Raw genomic sequence first — 13,898 nt, forward strand, 5'->3', positions numbered from 1 at the left:
AGCCGCGCGCGGGGCCTCCGGGGCTCCGCGCGCGGCTTTTTCGCGTCTTAAGCGACGAGCTCCGGCTCGCGGTTCCCGTCGGGGCGGGCGTCGGCGGCCTTCTTCTCATCGGCGAACGAGTGGCCGGTGGCCAGCCCGATCATGAACAGGATCAGCGCGACGGCGCCGAGCGCGAACACGGTGTCCCCGGGCGCGCGCAGCCACCGCAACGTCGACATCAGCGGCGTCTGCAGGAACTCGGGGCTGCGGGCGTACCAGTAGCCCGTGTCGATCGACGCGACGGTCTGCAGCAGCCCGACGGGCAAAAGGCTCATCAGGCACATCGCCATGAGCCCGCCGTTCATGCCCCAGAAGGCGACGGAGATCATGCCGTCCTTCCAGCGCCGCCCGGCCGTCGCCGCCCGCAGGCAGAACAAGGTCAGCCCGATGCCGAGCATGCCGTACACGCCGAACAGCGCGGCGTGGCCGTGCAGCGGCGTCGTGTTGAGCCCCTGCATGTAGTACAGCGCGGCCGGCGGGTTGATCATGAAGCCGAACAGACCCGCGCCGACCATGTTCCAGAACGCGACGGAGACGAAGAACAGCACCGGCCAGCGGTAGTCGCGCATCCACGGGGCGGCGCGCGAGACCCGCAGGTGGTCCCACGCCTCGTAGCCCATCAGCGCCAGCGGCACGACCTCGAGCGCGCTGAACACCGAGCCGAGCGCGAGCGCCACGGTCGGCGTGCCCGTGAAGTACAGGTGGTGCAAAGTCCCGATGATGCCGCCCGCGAGGTAGATCGTCGCGGCGAGCAAGGTCGCCTCGGCGGCCTTCGCGTCGTCGACGAGCCCCATCTTCGAGAACAGGAAGGCGATCACGACGGTGGCGAACACCTCGAAGAAGCCCTCGACCCAGAGGTGCACGACCCACCAGCGCCAGTACTCGACCATCGTCAGGTGGGTGTGCTGGCCCCAGGACAGGCCCGCGCCGTAGAAGCCCGCGATGGCGATCGCGGAGACGAGGAACAGCCCGAGCAGCTTGGAGGTCCCGGGCTTGGCCGAGACCAGCGGCGGGATCACGCAGCGGCCGACGAGCGCCAGCCAGATCAGCAGGCCGGCGAACAAGCCGATCTGCCAGACGCGCCCGAGCTCGACGTACTCGTAGCCCTGATGGCCCCACAGGAACCAGTTGTTCCCGGCGAACTTGTGGAACACGCTCGCCCACTCGCCGGCCAGCGAGCCGACGACGATGACGACGAGCGCGCCGAGCAGGACGCCGACGCCGAGGGCCTGGCCCTTCGGCTCGCGGCCGAGGATGATCGGCCCGATGAACAGCCCCGCGGCGAGCCAGCTCGTCGCGATCCAGAACAGGCCGAGCTGGATGTGCCACGTGCGGGTGACGACGTAGGGAAGCCAGCGGTCGAGCGGCACGCCGAAGAAGCCGTCGCCCTCGACGCCGTAATGGGCGGTGACGATGCCGACGCTGATCTGCGCGAGGATGAGGCCGCCGACGACGGCGAAGTAAGCGAGCGAGACCTTCTGCGACGCCGTCAGCGCGAGCCCGAGCAGCGGGTCGCGGGCCGGCACGTCCTTCTTGTGCTCGCCGCCGTGGCCGGCGCCCGCGTAGTACCAGACCATCGCGCAGATGCCGGCGAGCAGCAGGATGATGCTGATGCCGGTCCAGAACATCGCGGAGGCGGTGGGACGGTTGCCGATCAGCGGCTCGTGCGGCCAGTTGTTCGTGTAGGTGTGGACGCTGCCGGGCCGGTTCGTCGACGCGGCCCACGAGGTCCAGAAGAAGAACGCGGACAGCTTCAGGGCCTTGTCGGGATCGGTCAGCGCGCCCTTGGGCATCGCGTAGGCGTGACGGCCGTTGGCGAACACGTCCGAGTAGTGTTCAAGGTTGGAACGGAACGCCGCCGCGCGGTCCGCGGACACGGTCAAGGTCCCGGTCGCGGCGTCGTAGCCGTTGGTCCGGAACAAGGTCTCGGCGCGCTGGCGCAGGGCCGCCTGGCGCTCGGCGGGAAGGGCCGCGTACGACCCGGCCTTCTCCGCCTCGGCCCAGCCGTCGAGCACGGCCGTCAGCTCGCGGTGCAGCCAGTCCGCCGTCCAGTCGGGGGCGACGTAGGCGCCGTGGCCCCACACCGAGCCGACCTGCATGCCGCCCAGCGCCCGCCAGACGTCCTGGCCTTCCATGATCGCCCCGTCGGGGAAAACGGCCTTCCCGGTCTCATCGACGACCGAAAGAGGGATCGGAGGCTTGTGGTTGTTCATCTCCACGCCGACCCAGCCCAGGACGGCGAAGGATCCGACGATCACGACGGTGAAGGCGGCCCATAATTTTCTCATATATGCTCCTCGTGTACGGCTCGTGACAACCCCGTAGCAACATAAATGCCAGACATTAATCTCCGGAATAGCGGAGGAAGACCCCGCACGGGTAGGACCAAAGACCCTTTTACGCGGGACGCGGGCGGGTTAACCTGTATCTATGGAAAGAAGCCGCGGCGGCCGCGTCTGGACCTTCGCCGGAGCCTTGGCCTTGGCTCTGACGGTCGGCGCCATGGCCCGCCGCGCGACCCAGCCGAAGGTTTCGGAGGAGCTGCACGACGCCGTCGTCTCTCCGGTCGCTCCCGCCGCTCTCGGCGGCGCGCGCGTGGTCTCGCCGAACGCGGGCTGGTTCGCCAGCCCCGCGGGACGCCGCGCCGAGGCCGAGCGCGCGTTGATGGCCTCGCGTCCGGAGAAGAGATCCAAGGCGGCGCGGGCGCGCGCCAAAAGGCTGCGTCGCCAGGCCGCGCGCGAGCGCGCGCTCGCCGTGACCGCTCAGTAGCGCGGGTCGCGCGCTCAGTAGACCGGCTTGATCCGCGCCAGACCCGCCTCGAGGCGTTCCTGGAAGGTCTTATCGAGCACGTCGGCGCAGACCGCGTAGCGGATCAGCGGCTCCGGCGTTCCCGAGTTCCCGGGGGCGGAGAAGTGCACGCCGACGATGCCGGTCTCGGTGATCACGGCGCGGTTGAACGCCTCGTGGCGGTTCTCCTCGGGCAGCCTCTTGCCGAAGGCTTCCTTCGGGGTCTTCCACAGCGTGAAGAAGCCGGCCTCGGTCGCGCACGCGGGCCTCAAGCCGGCCTTCTTCAGAGCCGGGATCAGGTAGGCGAGGCGCTTCTCGTAGAGGCCGCGGATCTCGTCGAGGGCGGCCTGCGCCGCGGCGGGGGTATTCAAAAACTCGCCGTAAGCGGCCATGACGCCGGGGACGGGCCCTGAGTCGGTGTTGCCCTTGACCAAAATGAAGTCCTCGACGAAATCCTTCGAGCCGACGAGGGCGCCGAGGCGCGCGCCGGGGTCGTTGTAGGACTTGCTCACCGAGTACAGCTCGAGCCACTCGAGCGCGGGATAGTCCTTGGCCGCCGACGCCAAGGTGGCGTGCGTGCCGGCGGCGGCGAGGCCGGCGTAGGCGCCGTCGTTGACGAGGCGCATGCCCTTCTCGAGGCAGAAAGCGATGAGCTCCCGCCAGTCGGCGGCGGAGGCGCCGACGGCCGCGGGGTTGCCGGGGCGTATGACGAAGACGAGGTCGGCGCGGTCCGCGCCGTCTTTCTTGAGGGCTTCCTTGAGGCGCGCGACGTTGAGGCGCATGTTGTCGGCGCTCGTCAGCGGCCACACCGTGCGCCGGGCCGCGAGATAGGAGGCGCTCCAGGTCCCGATCACGTCGTAGGCGGGGAGGTTCGAGGCGACGCGGAACGAGTCGCGCCGGGCCCGGTCCGGGAGGTGGAGGGCGCAGGCGAGCGGGATCAAGGCGCTCGCGGTCTTGATGCCCGCGATCGGCAAAGCGCGCAGGGCGGGATATTCCTCGACGTCGATCCCGCCGTGGAGCGCGACCATGGCCTCGGCGAAGCGGAGCAGATTCTTGTCTTCCGCGTAGGTGTGGAAGTCGTAGCCGGGATCCTGCGCGTACTTCGCCTTGAGCGCGCGGATCGCCGCGGGGGGGACCCCGTCGGGGTTGCCCAGGGACAGGTTCAGCGGCTCGAGGCCCGTCCTCTCGCGATACTCCCGGATCAGGACGTAGATGAGCTGGAAAAGATTGATGCCCGCGGGCGGTATGAGCCGCATGCGGGCATCATAGCGGATTCAGAACGCGTCGTAGAAGCCCGTCTCCATCGCCTTGTCGCCGCCTTGGTTGTCGAAGTCGTCGCCGGGCTTGCCCTTGTCGTTGTTCCCGCTGCCGTTGTTGTCCTTCGCGGGGGTCGACGAGCCCGAGGTCGGGGTGGAGTTGGCCGCCGCGCCGTTGCCGTAAGCGCTGCTGCCGCCGGTGACGGGGTTCGGCGGGGGCGGGGTGTCCTTGGGGCCCTGCCGGACGCCGGGCGCGCGGCCCGCGTCGAAGCCCTTGCGCTTGTTGAACACGATCTCTCCGGCGTCGACCGTGTGGGTCCGGGTCTCGGCCTTCTCGTAGACGGGCTGCTGCCCCGTGGTCCGGATCAAGGCGCCCGGCTTGCTGTAGTTCGGAGGCGCCTCCTCGGCGCCCGGGACCGGGGCGGGCGCGTCGGCCGGGCCGACGGCGCTGCGGCCGCCGCTCCAGAAGGCCTTGCCGCCGCGGCGCACCCCGCGGGAGGAGCCGCGGGAAACGGCCTGCCGGCCGCCGCCCACGAAGGCGCGGCCGCCGTCGACCGGCGCCCCGGTGATCATGGCGTTCGTCACCGCCGGCGCCTGCCCGGACACGGGGGAGTTCGCCGCGATGCCGCCGCCGGGGGTGTTGACTGTGATCACGCGCCCCCCGGCCGGCGCGGCCATGGACGTGCGGCCGTTGACCGTGTTGAAGGCCTTGTTCGCGCGCTGCTCGGCCAAGGCCGTTTGCGCGGCGAGGACGGCGATGGCGGCGGTGAAGAGGACAGTCATGGCACCCCCGAAGTCATCCAGAGTATAACCCCGAAGCGTCAAAAAGTCATTACACGCCGCTAAAAAGTCGGTAAAGACCTTGCGCTCGCAAAATATGTAGAATGACCGCGGCGGGAACCTTCACCCGTCTCATATTCGTAACATGAGGGTGTCATGCTGTTCGTGCCGGAACGCACTAATATAGGGAAGCCGAAGGGACTTCCAGGAGAATTCTCATGTCGAACCGATTCACGGAGCGGGCCCAGCGCGTCATCCTGATCGCCCAGGAAGAGGCCAAGCGCCTCAATCACGATTACGTCGGCACCGAGCATATCCTGCTCGGCCTGATCGCTCTGGGTGAAGGCGTCGCCGCCCAGGTCCTCGCCAATCTCGGCGTCGACCTGCGCCGCGTGCGCTCCGAGATCGAGAAGATCGTCGGCACCGGCGACAACGTCATGCTTCTCGGGGAGATCCCCTTTACCCCGCGCGCCAAGAAAGTCCTCGAGTACGCCGTCGAGGAAGCCCAGCACATGGGTCACTCCTACGTCGGCACGGAGCACCTGCTCCTTGGCCTCATCCGCGAGGAGGAGGGCGTGGCCGCGCGCGTGCTCGAGAACCTCGGCCTGCGCCTCGACGTGGTCCGCGAGGAAGTCCTCAACCTCCTCGGCGAAGGCCAGTCCCAGCAGCAGAGCGGGGCGGGCGCCGGAGGCGCCCAGCAGGGCTCGGGCTCGCCGACGCGCACCAAGTCCAAGACTCCGACGTTAGACGAATTCGGCCGTGATCTCACGGCGATGGCCCGCGAGGGCAAGCTCGACCCCGTCATCGGCCGCGACGACGAGATCGAGCGCATGATCCAGATTTTGGCGCGCCGCACGAAGAACAACCCCGTCCTCATCGGAGATCCCGGAGTGGGCAAGACGGCGATCGTCGAGGGCCTTGCCACCAAGATATCAACCGCGGACGTGCCCGAAATCCTTCTCAACAAGCGGCTGCTCACGCTCGACCTGGCCTTGGTGGTCGCGGGAACGAAGTATCGCGGCGAGTTCGAGCAGAGACTCAAAAATATCATCGAAGAGATCCGCCGCTCCAAGGGCGCGGTCGTGCTCTTCATCGACGAGCTGCACACCGTCATCGGGGCGGGTGCCGCCGAGGGCGCGATCGACGCGTCGAACATGATCAAGCCCGCGTTGTCGCGCGGCGAGCTGCAGACCATCGGCGCCACCACGCTCGACGAGTACCGCAAGTACATCGAGCGCGACGCCGCCCTCGAGCGCCGCTTCCAGCCGATCATCGTCGACCCGCCCTCCGTCGACGAGACCTTCACCATCCTGCAGGGCCTCAAGGACAAGTACGAGGCTCACCACAAGATCAAGTACGACGACTCGGCGCTGCGGGCCGCCGCCGAGCTCTCCGACCGTTATATCTCCGAGCGCTTCCTGCCGGACAAGGCCATCGACCTCATCGACGAGGCCGGCTCCCGCGCCCGCCTGCAGTCCTCGGCCACGCCTCCCGAGTTCAAGGACAAGGAGGTCGAGATCGAGAAGGTGGTCAAGGAGAAGTCCGCGTCCATCTCCGGCCAGGAGTACGAGAAGGCCGCCCGCCTGCGCGACAAGGAGAAGGAGCTGCGCAAGGCGCTCGAGGACAACAAGAAGAAGTGGCGCGAGAAGCGCGACCAGTCCACCCCGACCATCACGGGGGAGGACATCGCCGCCGTCGTGTCCAAGTGGACGGGCGTGCCCGTCACCGCGCTCACCGAGACGGAGACCGAGAAGCTCGTGCACATGGAGGAGAACCTCCACAAGCGCGTCATCGGCCAGGAAGAGGCGATCAAGACCCTGTCCCAGGCGATCCGCCGCTCGCGCGCCGGCCTCAAGGACGCGAAGAAGCCGATCGGCTCCTTCATGTTCCTCGGGCCGACGGGCGTGGGCAAGACGGAGCTCGCCCGCGCGCTCGCCGAGTTCATGTTCGGCAACGAGGACTCGATGATCCGCATCGACATGTCGGAGTACATGGAGAAGTTTGCGGTCTCGCGCCTGATCGGAGCGCCTCCCGGCTACGTCGGTTATGAAGAAGGCGGTCAGCTCACTGAGGCGGTGCGCCGGAAGCCCTATTCCGTCGTGCTTCTCGACGAGATCGAGAAGGCGCATCCGGACATCTTCAACATCCTGCTCCAGGTGATGGACGACGGCCTGCTCAACGACAACCTCGGCCATAAGGTCTCGTTCAAGAACGTCGTGGTCCTGATGACGTCGAACGTCGGCGCGCGCCTCATCTCCAAGGGCAAGTCGCTGGGCTTCGCCGCGGCCGACACGGCCGATCAGGAGGTCCGTGACTACAAGAAGATGAAGGAGACCGTGATGGACGAGGTCAAGCGCGTCTTCTCGCCCGAGTTCATCAACCGGCTCAACGACATCATCGTCTTCCATCCGCTCAACGAGAAGGAGATGACCGAGATCCTCGTGATGATGCTGGCCAAGGTCCGCGCGAAGATCGAGGCGCAGGGCTTCAAGATCGAGTTCACGCCGGAGACCGACAAGTTCCTCATCAAGAACGGCTTCGACGTCAACTACGGGGCCCGTCCGCTGGCCCGCACGATCCAGCGCTCGGTCGAGGATCCCCTGTCCGAGGACATCCTGCTCAAGAAGTTCGACCGCGGCGACACCATATACGTCGACGTCGACGCGGCGAACGACAAGCTGTCGTTCTCGAAGAACCCGGCCGTCAAGGCGCAGTGACGCCGTCGGACCAGCGGACCGAGCTGCTGGGGCGGCTGGAGCGCCTCGTGGCGCTGCGGCGCATGCCCCGCGGCGAACGGATGCTCCGGCATCCGTTCGCCGCGGTCGCGCGCTCGGCCTCGATGCGGTGGCTCAACCTGCTCTTCGCGCTGGGCCGCTCGTCCCGTAAAGCGGCGGCGACCTTCTTCGGCGAGCGCATGACCGTCATCGTCCCTTCGGGCTACGGCGAGGTCTATCTGTACGGGGCCACCGTCGACGCCGACGCCGAGGTGCGGCTCAACAAATTCCTCATCCGCGAACTGGCCGAAGGGATGGTCTTCTTCGATGTCGGAGCCTGCCTTGGTTACTACAGCCTGCTCGCGTCCGCGCTCGTCGGGCCCAAGGGAGCGGTGCATACCTTCGAGCCGAACCCGACGTTGATCTCCATCCTGCGCGGCAACCTCGCCGGGAAGAGCAACGTGCGCGTCGTCAACAAGGCGATGAGCGGGTCCTCGGGCACCGTCCAGTTCCACGTCGCGCCGCTGCCCTTCATCGGCACCTCGTCGATCCGGGCCGACTGGCAGCCGCGCAAGACGGAGCTCGTCACCGCCGAGGCGACCTCCCTCGACGATTACTGCCGGTCCGCGGGGGCCTTCCCCGACGTCGTCAAGCTCGACGTCGAGGGCGTCGAGGACCTCGTCCTCAAGGGCGCCGAGAAGCTTCTCCGCGAGAAGTCTCCGGTCCTCATACTCGAGGTGTTCACGCCGGCCATCGAGTCGGACCGCGCCGCCCTGCGGCTTCTGCGCGAGAGCGGCTACGAGCCCCACGCCATCGCCGACGACGGACGGCTGAAGGCCCTGGATTACGAGGGGCTGGACCGGTACCTCGCGGAGCTCCGGGCCCGCTACCGGACCATCCAGGACTCGCCCAACGATTTCGACAACATCGTCTTCAAACGCGAAGCGACTGGCGAAGAGGCGCGCCGCCTGCTATCCTGAGAGAACCGCGCCATGAGCAGAATCGTCGTCGATAGACGCATCCGGTGGGAGGCCTTGCGGGCGCAGGGCACCGACCTGCTGCTGGTGTCCGCGGTCGTCGTCATCGGCCTGGCCTACGGCCTCGGCTATCGCCTCGACTGGAGCGAGGAGAACGGCCGCCCCGAGGAGGACCAGGAGGTGGCCGAGATCTCGGCCCCGGCCGCCCTCGCGCCGATGATCCCCGCCCCCGTCCCCGCGCCGGTCCCGCCGCCGGAGGCCGCGATCGCCCCCTCGCCCGCGCAGACGACGATCGGGCCCGCGCCGGCGCCGTCGATGGCCCCGCATCCGCGCGACGTCCAGTGGGAGACGATGACCGGGCAGCTCTCCAAGATGGCCGAGCGCTATCCCGGCCGGGTCTCGATCTACCTGAAGGACCTCAAAACGGGGCGGACCTGGACGCATCACCCCGACGACTTGTTCCCCGCGGCGAGCCTGATCAAGGTCCCCGTGATGATCGCGACCTTTTACAAGATCCGCGACGGCCGCCTCGCCCTCGACGAGAAGATCGCGATCACGCGGCGCAACCGCGTCGGCGGCTCGGGCTCCCTGAAGTGGCGCCCCGACGGCACGAAGCTCACCGTGCGCGAGCTGCTCGTCCACATGATCAACGAGTCGGACAACACGGCGACGAAGATGGTCCTCGACCACCTCGGCATCGGCTACGTGCAGCAGCAGTTCCCGCGCATGGGCCTCCTCTATACGGGCATTTATGAGGAAGGCATGAGCATCAAGGGCGGGCGCGTCATGCACGAGAACTACACGACCGCGCGCGAGATGGCCTCGCTGATGGACAAGATCTACACCGGCCAGGCCGTCGACAAGGTCTCCAGCGAGGTCATGCTCGAGATCCTTAAAAAACCCAAGGCCGTCGCCTCGCGCCTGGCCAAGGGCATGCCCGCGGGCTGGGACATCGCGCACAAGACGGGCCTCCTGCGCCAGGCCTGCCACGACTCGGCGATCTTCCTGACCCCGAACGGCGACTACGCGGTCACCGTGCTCACCGGTCAGAACCGTTCCTACTCGCAGGCCAAGGACTTCATCACCAAGGTCGCCAAAGTGACCTTCAACCACTACGCCGGCCCCCGGTACTACGCGAAGGCCGGCTCGCGCCGCAGGGCGCGGGCGGCGCGCTAGTCGTGCGCGCCCTCCTGATCGCCGCGCTCCTCGCGGCCCCGGCTTTCGCCGGCGACGACGGCTACGAGGACCCGCCCGCGATCCAGCGCTACCTCGCGGAGCTCCAGCTCGGCGACAGCCTCGAGGACGTGCAGCGCATCTACCCGCCGGCGCAGGACTGGCCCTCCCACGTCGACCCGCGCGGGCGCGTGACGCGCTACCGCGTCGAGCGCGGCTACGCGAAGAGCTTCCCGAGCTGGACGCAGGCGCTGCTGCTGGGCTTCAAGCGCGGGAAGCTCGTCGACATCCAGGTGGTCTACAACTCCAAGCGTTCCGGCGAGAAGACCGCCGAGGAGCTGGCCCGCGACCTGTCGCTCACCTACGGCGAGGGCGAGCGCACCCGCGACAAGTTCTGGTGGACCGACTCCCGCACGGTCCTGCGCGTGTTCCCCGTCGAGGTGCCGACCTTCAAGGACGGCGTGCGCGGCGTCGAGTGGCGCACCTCCATCCAGGTCCTCGACAAGGGGCTGTGGACGCGCACCGACTAGACGCTTAGCGCTACGGCTCCCAGGGATGGACGACGCGCGTCCATTCCCCGCGCCCGAGGACGGCGTCGATGCCCTTCATCAGCTCCTCGAGCCTCTCGGGCTTGCGCTCCCCGGAGAAGTTCAGGCTGCGTCCGCCCTCGGACGTCTTGATGTACAGCGCTCCGGAGCAGCAGTCCGCGCAGGAGGGGCGCCCCTGCAGGGAGAACTCGGAAGGCTCCTCCGGCATGCTCCTCCAATCCGAGTCCGCGACCAGGCGGAACAGCTCGGCGGCGTCCTTCGGCGCGAGCGTCATCTGCTCGCGCGAGGTCTTCGTCTTGCCCAGCTCGAACTCGAGCCCCTCGAAGATCACGCGCTCGGCCTTGCCGTCGCGCGCGATCGTGATCAGGCCGCGGCTGGCGGGCAGGGGGCAGGTGAAGGACTGGCGCACCTCCACGATGGGGCCTTCAGGCGCGGGAGCCGGAGCCGGGGCGGCGGGGACGCCGCCGCGGCAGGCGGCGAGGACGGCGGCGGCGAGCGCGAAGAAGAGCCTCATCCTGGATAGTGTAGGGAACTTTTCGGGGGGGTCGATCGTATGATAGAGCGGGGTCTCGAACAGCGTTCGAACAGTTATCGAACAATAATCGAACTTGTGTTCGAAAAGGACTTCTGCTATACTAATTCCCTTGGGACCCCGAAGTGACGGGGATCTCGAGGAGGGAGAAATCACTCAATGGGAAACATGGACACGGGCAAGTCGAAGGCGCTGGAGCTGGCGATGGCGCAGATCGAGAAGGCTTACGGCAAGGAAGCGGTGATGATGCTCGGAGACCGGGCGGCCAAGATCAAGATCGACGCGATTCCCACCGGCGTGCTGTCCCTCGACTTGGCGCTCGGCGTGGGCGGCTTCCCGCGCGGACGCATCATCGAGATCTACGGTCCCGAGTCCTCGGGTAAGACCACGCTCGCCCTGCAGGCCGTCGCCCAGGCGCAGAAGCTCGGGGGCGCCGCCGCCTACATCGACGCGGAGCACGCGATGGACCCGGGCTACGCGAAGGCGCTCGGCGTCGACATCGACGGCCTGCTCATCGCCCAGCCGAACTGCGGCGAGGAGGCGCTCGAGATCACCGAGAAGCTGGTGCGCTCCTCGGCCCTCGACGTCATCGTCATCGACTCCGTCGCGGCGCTCGTGCCCAAGGCCGAGATCGAGGGCGAGATGGGCGACAGCCACATGGGCCTGCAGGCGCGCCTGATGTCCCAGGCCCTGCGCAAGCGCACCGCGGTCGGCTCGCAGAGCAAGTGCACGATCATCTTCATCAACCAGATCCGCAACAAGATCGGCGTCATGTTCGGCAACCCCGAGACGACGACCGGCGGCCTGGCGCTGAAGTTCTACTCGACGATGCGCCTGGAGATCCGCCGCATCGAGAACATCAAGGAAGGCGACGTCGTCGTCGGCGCGCGCGCCCGGGTCAAGATCGTCAAGAACAAGGTCGCCCCGCCCTACCGCACGGCGGAGTTCGAGATGATCCACGGCTTCGGCGTGTCCCGCGAGGGCTGCTTGATCGACCTCGGCGTCGAGGCCGCGATCCTCGAGAAGTCCGGCTCCTGGTACCTGTACGACGGCGAGCGCCTCGGTCAGGGACGCGAGAACGCGAAGGCCTACCTCAAGCACCACACGGCCGTCGCCGAGAAGCTCGAGAAGGCGCTGCGCGACAAGTACCTCGTCGTCCCCGTGGACGCCAAGGCGGCGGCGGAGACCGACGAGGAAGCCCCGGCCCCGAAGGCGGAGCCCAAGACGGCGGGCAAGTCGAAAGCCTGATCGCTCGGACGTGAAAAGGGCGCCGGTCCTTCGGGGCCGGCGCCTTTTTCTTTCGACTGTTTCCGGAAACAGTCGACTGGTAGAATAGACCGATGACCGAGAAGGACAAGGACGCGGCCGCGCGGCTCGAGGAGTACTGCCGCTACTTGAGCCTGGAGCGGGGGCTCTCGCCGCGCACGGTGTCCGCGTACCGCTCCGACATCGGCGCCTTCTACGCCTGGGCGGCGGAGAAGAAACTCGTTCCGGCCAAGGCCGGCCGTTCCGACCTCGATGACTTCCTGTGGGCCCAGCGCGAGAAGGGGCTCAAGCCCACCTCTCTGTTCCGCAAGGTCGAGTCGCTCAAGTCCTACTTCGGCTTCGAGATGCTCGAGGGGGGCCTTGCGGAAAGCCCCGCCGAGACCTTGCGCACGCCGCGCGTGCCCGCGCGCCTGCCCAAGTACCTGACCAAGGAGGAGGCGGCCCGCCTGCTTACCGCGCCGAATACCGAGGAGTACGAGGACGTCCGCGACCGGGCCATGCTCGAGCTGCTCTACGCCTCGGGCCTGCGGGCGACCGAGCTCGTGTCGTTGAAGCTGGAATCGGCCAACCTGCAGGACGGCTGGGTCCGCGTCCTGGGCAAGGGAAACAAGGAACGGATGGTGCCGGTGCACGCCCGGGCGCTCGCGGCGATCAAGGTCTACATCGCCGAGCGCGAACGGAGATTCAAGAACCCCGCGGCGGAGCTTTTTCTCGGACGGACCGGGAAAAAATTATCGAGGATCCAGTTCTGGCGGCGCTTGAGCGAGCTCGGAAAGCGCGCGGGCATCAAGCAGCACCTGCATCCCCATCTGCTGCGCCACACCTTCGCGACGCACCTCCTGCAAGGGGGCGCCGACCTGCGCTCCGTCCAAGAGATGCTCGGCCACGCCGACCTGGCCACGACGCAGATCTACACCCATCTCGACGCCTCGGCCCTGAAGGCCGCGCACGCCAAACATCACCCTCGCGGATGAGCGATTCGTAGGTTACACTATGCGCATGAAAGCTTTGATCCTCGCTCTCCTGCTCGCCGGACCCGCGTTCGCCGCCGAGACCGGCCCCGACGAGGAGACGCGCGTCAAGATCGCCCAGTACATGCTCAAGACGCCGATGAACGAGGCCGACCCCACATTGGTCTCCGGCTTCATGAAACTCGACCCCGAGTCCTTGCCCAAGAAGATGCGCGACAAGGTCCGCGCCAAGCAGATGGAGATCGACGCCGTAGTCAAGATCCACAACGGCAAGAAGAAGGGCCCGTTCCGCTTCCCCGCGGCCTGTCAGATCAAGATCTACGAGGGCCCCGAGGGGATGCGGGTCATGAAGCTGATCATGGGCAACGAGGAGATCACCGAGGAGGAGGAGGAGTACCTCGAGCTGAAGGGGAACTGCACCGAGGAGCAGTTGATGTGCGAGTTCTCGCTGAACATCGTGATGATGCGGCCAAAGGGCAAGCCGCCGCGAAAGCACTATTTCGTCATGCAGGGGGACCCCCTGATGGCGTGGGTCGCCGAGAAGCGCGGCGGCGGGGCCAGCGCCGGCAACCAGTACTTCCAGGAGATGAAGCCCTCCTGCCAGAAGTCCGCCTCGCAGTAGCGCGAGCGAGACTGAAGACGGCCCGGGTCGCGTCAACCCCAAGCCCCGTCGGACATGATTCTTCCGCCGGGCCTCATCACCCGCGCGCTCATGCGCGGCGCCGCGACGCGGTTTAATCGGGCCAAGGGAGTGACCTTCGCCGGTGGCCTGGGTCTGCCGCGACAAGGGTGCGTTATACGTCGCGGACAGACCCCGGAGGGCGGGTCAATCCCGCCCGTCCCCGGCGAAGGCCA

The 13,898-nt window shown here is 67.5% G+C and carries 12 protein-coding genes; 8 read left to right on the plus strand and 4 right to left on the minus strand.

Annotated elements, in window-relative coordinates:
- Positions 1-47: 47 nt before the first annotated feature.
- Entirely contained in the window at positions 48-2,327 is a 2,280-nt protein-coding gene (locus HYV14_05640; protein MBI2385482.1) for a nitric-oxide reductase large subunit, read from the minus strand.
- 142 nt (positions 2,328-2,469) lie between these two features.
- On the opposite strand from HYV14_05640, the gene HYV14_05645 reads away from it, so the two are divergent.
- Positions 2,470-2,808, plus strand: coding sequence for a hypothetical protein (locus tag HYV14_05645; protein MBI2385483.1), 339 nt, complete (start codon positions 2,470-2,472; stop codon positions 2,806-2,808).
- Positions 2,809-2,822: 14 nt separating this feature from the next.
- Here the strand turns inward: HYV14_05645 and HYV14_05650 are convergent, their stop codons facing one another.
- Together HYV14_05650 and HYV14_05655 are read right to left on the minus strand one after the other, a co-directional pair.
- On the minus strand, positions 2,823-4,082 hold the full coding sequence (locus HYV14_05650; protein MBI2385484.1) for an aminotransferase class I/II-fold pyridoxal phosphate-dependent enzyme: 1,260 nt from the start codon (positions 4,080-4,082) through the stop codon (positions 2,823-2,825).
- An 18-nt stretch (positions 4,083-4,100) separates the two neighbouring features.
- Positions 4,101-4,865 carry a hypothetical protein gene (locus tag HYV14_05655; protein MBI2385485.1) on the minus strand — a complete coding sequence of 255 codons (765 nt, stop codon included), beginning with the start codon at positions 4,863-4,865 and terminating at the stop codon, positions 4,101-4,103.
- 215 nt (positions 4,866-5,080) lie between these two features.
- Between HYV14_05655 and HYV14_05660 the strand changes: the two genes are divergently transcribed.
- The 4 genes from HYV14_05660 to HYV14_05675 are packed head-to-tail and all read left to right on the plus strand — an operon-like array spanning position 5,081 to position 10,256.
- Positions 5,081-7,579, plus strand: coding sequence for an ATP-dependent Clp protease ATP-binding subunit (locus HYV14_05660; protein MBI2385486.1), 2,499 nt, complete (start codon positions 5,081-5,083; stop codon positions 7,577-7,579).
- Positions 7,576-8,556 (plus strand): FkbM family methyltransferase, encoded by a 981-nt coding sequence (locus HYV14_05665; protein ID MBI2385487.1) that lies wholly within the window; start codon positions 7,576-7,578, stop codon positions 8,554-8,556. The genes HYV14_05660 and HYV14_05665 overlap by 4 nt, the downstream gene beginning before the upstream one ends.
- Before the next feature lie 12 nt (positions 8,557-8,568).
- Positions 8,569-9,729, plus strand: a complete 1,161-nt coding sequence (locus tag HYV14_05670; GenBank protein ID MBI2385488.1) for a serine hydrolase — start codon at positions 8,569-8,571, stop codon at positions 9,727-9,729.
- Between the two features lie 2 nt (positions 9,730-9,731).
- A complete protein-coding gene (locus tag HYV14_05675) occupies positions 9,732-10,256 on the plus strand; it encodes a hypothetical protein (GenBank protein MBI2385489.1) in 525 nt (174 codons plus the stop codon).
- Positions 10,257-10,266: 10 nt separating this feature from the next.
- On the opposite strand, the gene HYV14_05680 is transcribed toward HYV14_05675, so the two are convergent.
- The gene (locus tag HYV14_05680) at positions 10,267-10,788 is read right to left on the minus strand and encodes a hypothetical protein (protein MBI2385490.1); all 522 of its coding nucleotides are present in this window, start codon (positions 10,786-10,788) and stop codon (positions 10,267-10,269) included.
- Between the two features lie 186 nt (positions 10,789-10,974).
- Here HYV14_05680 and recA point away from each other — a divergent pair, with 186 nt between their 5' ends.
- The 3 genes from recA to HYV14_05695 all read left to right on the plus strand — a co-directional run bounded on the left by recA (position 10,975) and on the right by HYV14_05695 (position 13,665).
- Positions 10,975-12,054 (plus strand): recombinase RecA, encoded by a 1,080-nt coding sequence (recA, locus tag HYV14_05685; GenBank protein ID MBI2385491.1) that lies wholly within the window; start codon positions 10,975-10,977, stop codon positions 12,052-12,054.
- A gap of 92 nt (positions 12,055-12,146) precedes the next feature.
- Positions 12,147-13,046 carry a site-specific tyrosine recombinase XerD gene (gene xerD / locus HYV14_05690; GenBank protein MBI2385492.1) on the plus strand — a complete coding sequence of 300 codons (900 nt, stop codon included), beginning with the start codon at positions 12,147-12,149 and terminating at the stop codon, positions 13,044-13,046.
- A 25-nt stretch (positions 13,047-13,071) separates the two neighbouring features.
- Positions 13,072-13,665, plus strand: a complete 594-nt coding sequence (locus tag HYV14_05695) for a hypothetical protein (GenBank protein ID MBI2385493.1) — start codon at positions 13,072-13,074, stop codon at positions 13,663-13,665.
- Positions 13,666-13,898: the final 233 nt, after the last annotated feature.

Source organism: Elusimicrobiota bacterium (genome assembly GCA_016182905.1).
Classification (GTDB): Bacteria; Elusimicrobiota; Elusimicrobia; order UBA1565; family UBA9628; genus GWA2-66-18.

Bases quoted from the DNA above. Each gene is read 5' to 3' on its own strand.
- HYV14_05640 (MBI2385482.1), bottom strand. From the start codon at position 2,327: ATGAGAAAATTATGGGCCGCCTTCACCGTCGTGATCGTCGGATCCTTC.
- HYV14_05645 (MBI2385483.1), top strand. From the start codon at position 2,470: ATGGAAAGAAGCCGCGGCGGCCGCGTCTGGACCTTCGCCGGAGCCTTG.
- HYV14_05650 (MBI2385484.1), bottom strand. From the start codon at position 4,082: ATGCGGCTCATACCGCCCGCGGGCATCAATCTTTTCCAGCTCATCTAC.
- HYV14_05655 (MBI2385485.1), bottom strand. From the start codon at position 4,865: ATGACTGTCCTCTTCACCGCCGCCATCGCCGTCCTCGCCGCGCAAACG.
- HYV14_05660 (MBI2385486.1), top strand. From the start codon at position 5,081: ATGTCGAACCGATTCACGGAGCGGGCCCAGCGCGTCATCCTGATCGCC.
- HYV14_05670 (MBI2385488.1), top strand. From the start codon at position 8,569: ATGAGCAGAATCGTCGTCGATAGACGCATCCGGTGGGAGGCCTTGCGG.
- HYV14_05680 (MBI2385490.1), bottom strand. From the start codon at position 10,788: ATGAGGCTCTTCTTCGCGCTCGCCGCCGCCGTCCTCGCCGCCTGCCGC.
- recA (MBI2385491.1), top strand. From the start codon at position 10,975: ATGGACACGGGCAAGTCGAAGGCGCTGGAGCTGGCGATGGCGCAGATC.
- xerD (MBI2385492.1), top strand. From the start codon at position 12,147: ATGACCGAGAAGGACAAGGACGCGGCCGCGCGGCTCGAGGAGTACTGC.
- HYV14_05695 (MBI2385493.1), top strand. From the start codon at position 13,072: ATGAAAGCTTTGATCCTCGCTCTCCTGCTCGCCGGACCCGCGTTCGCC.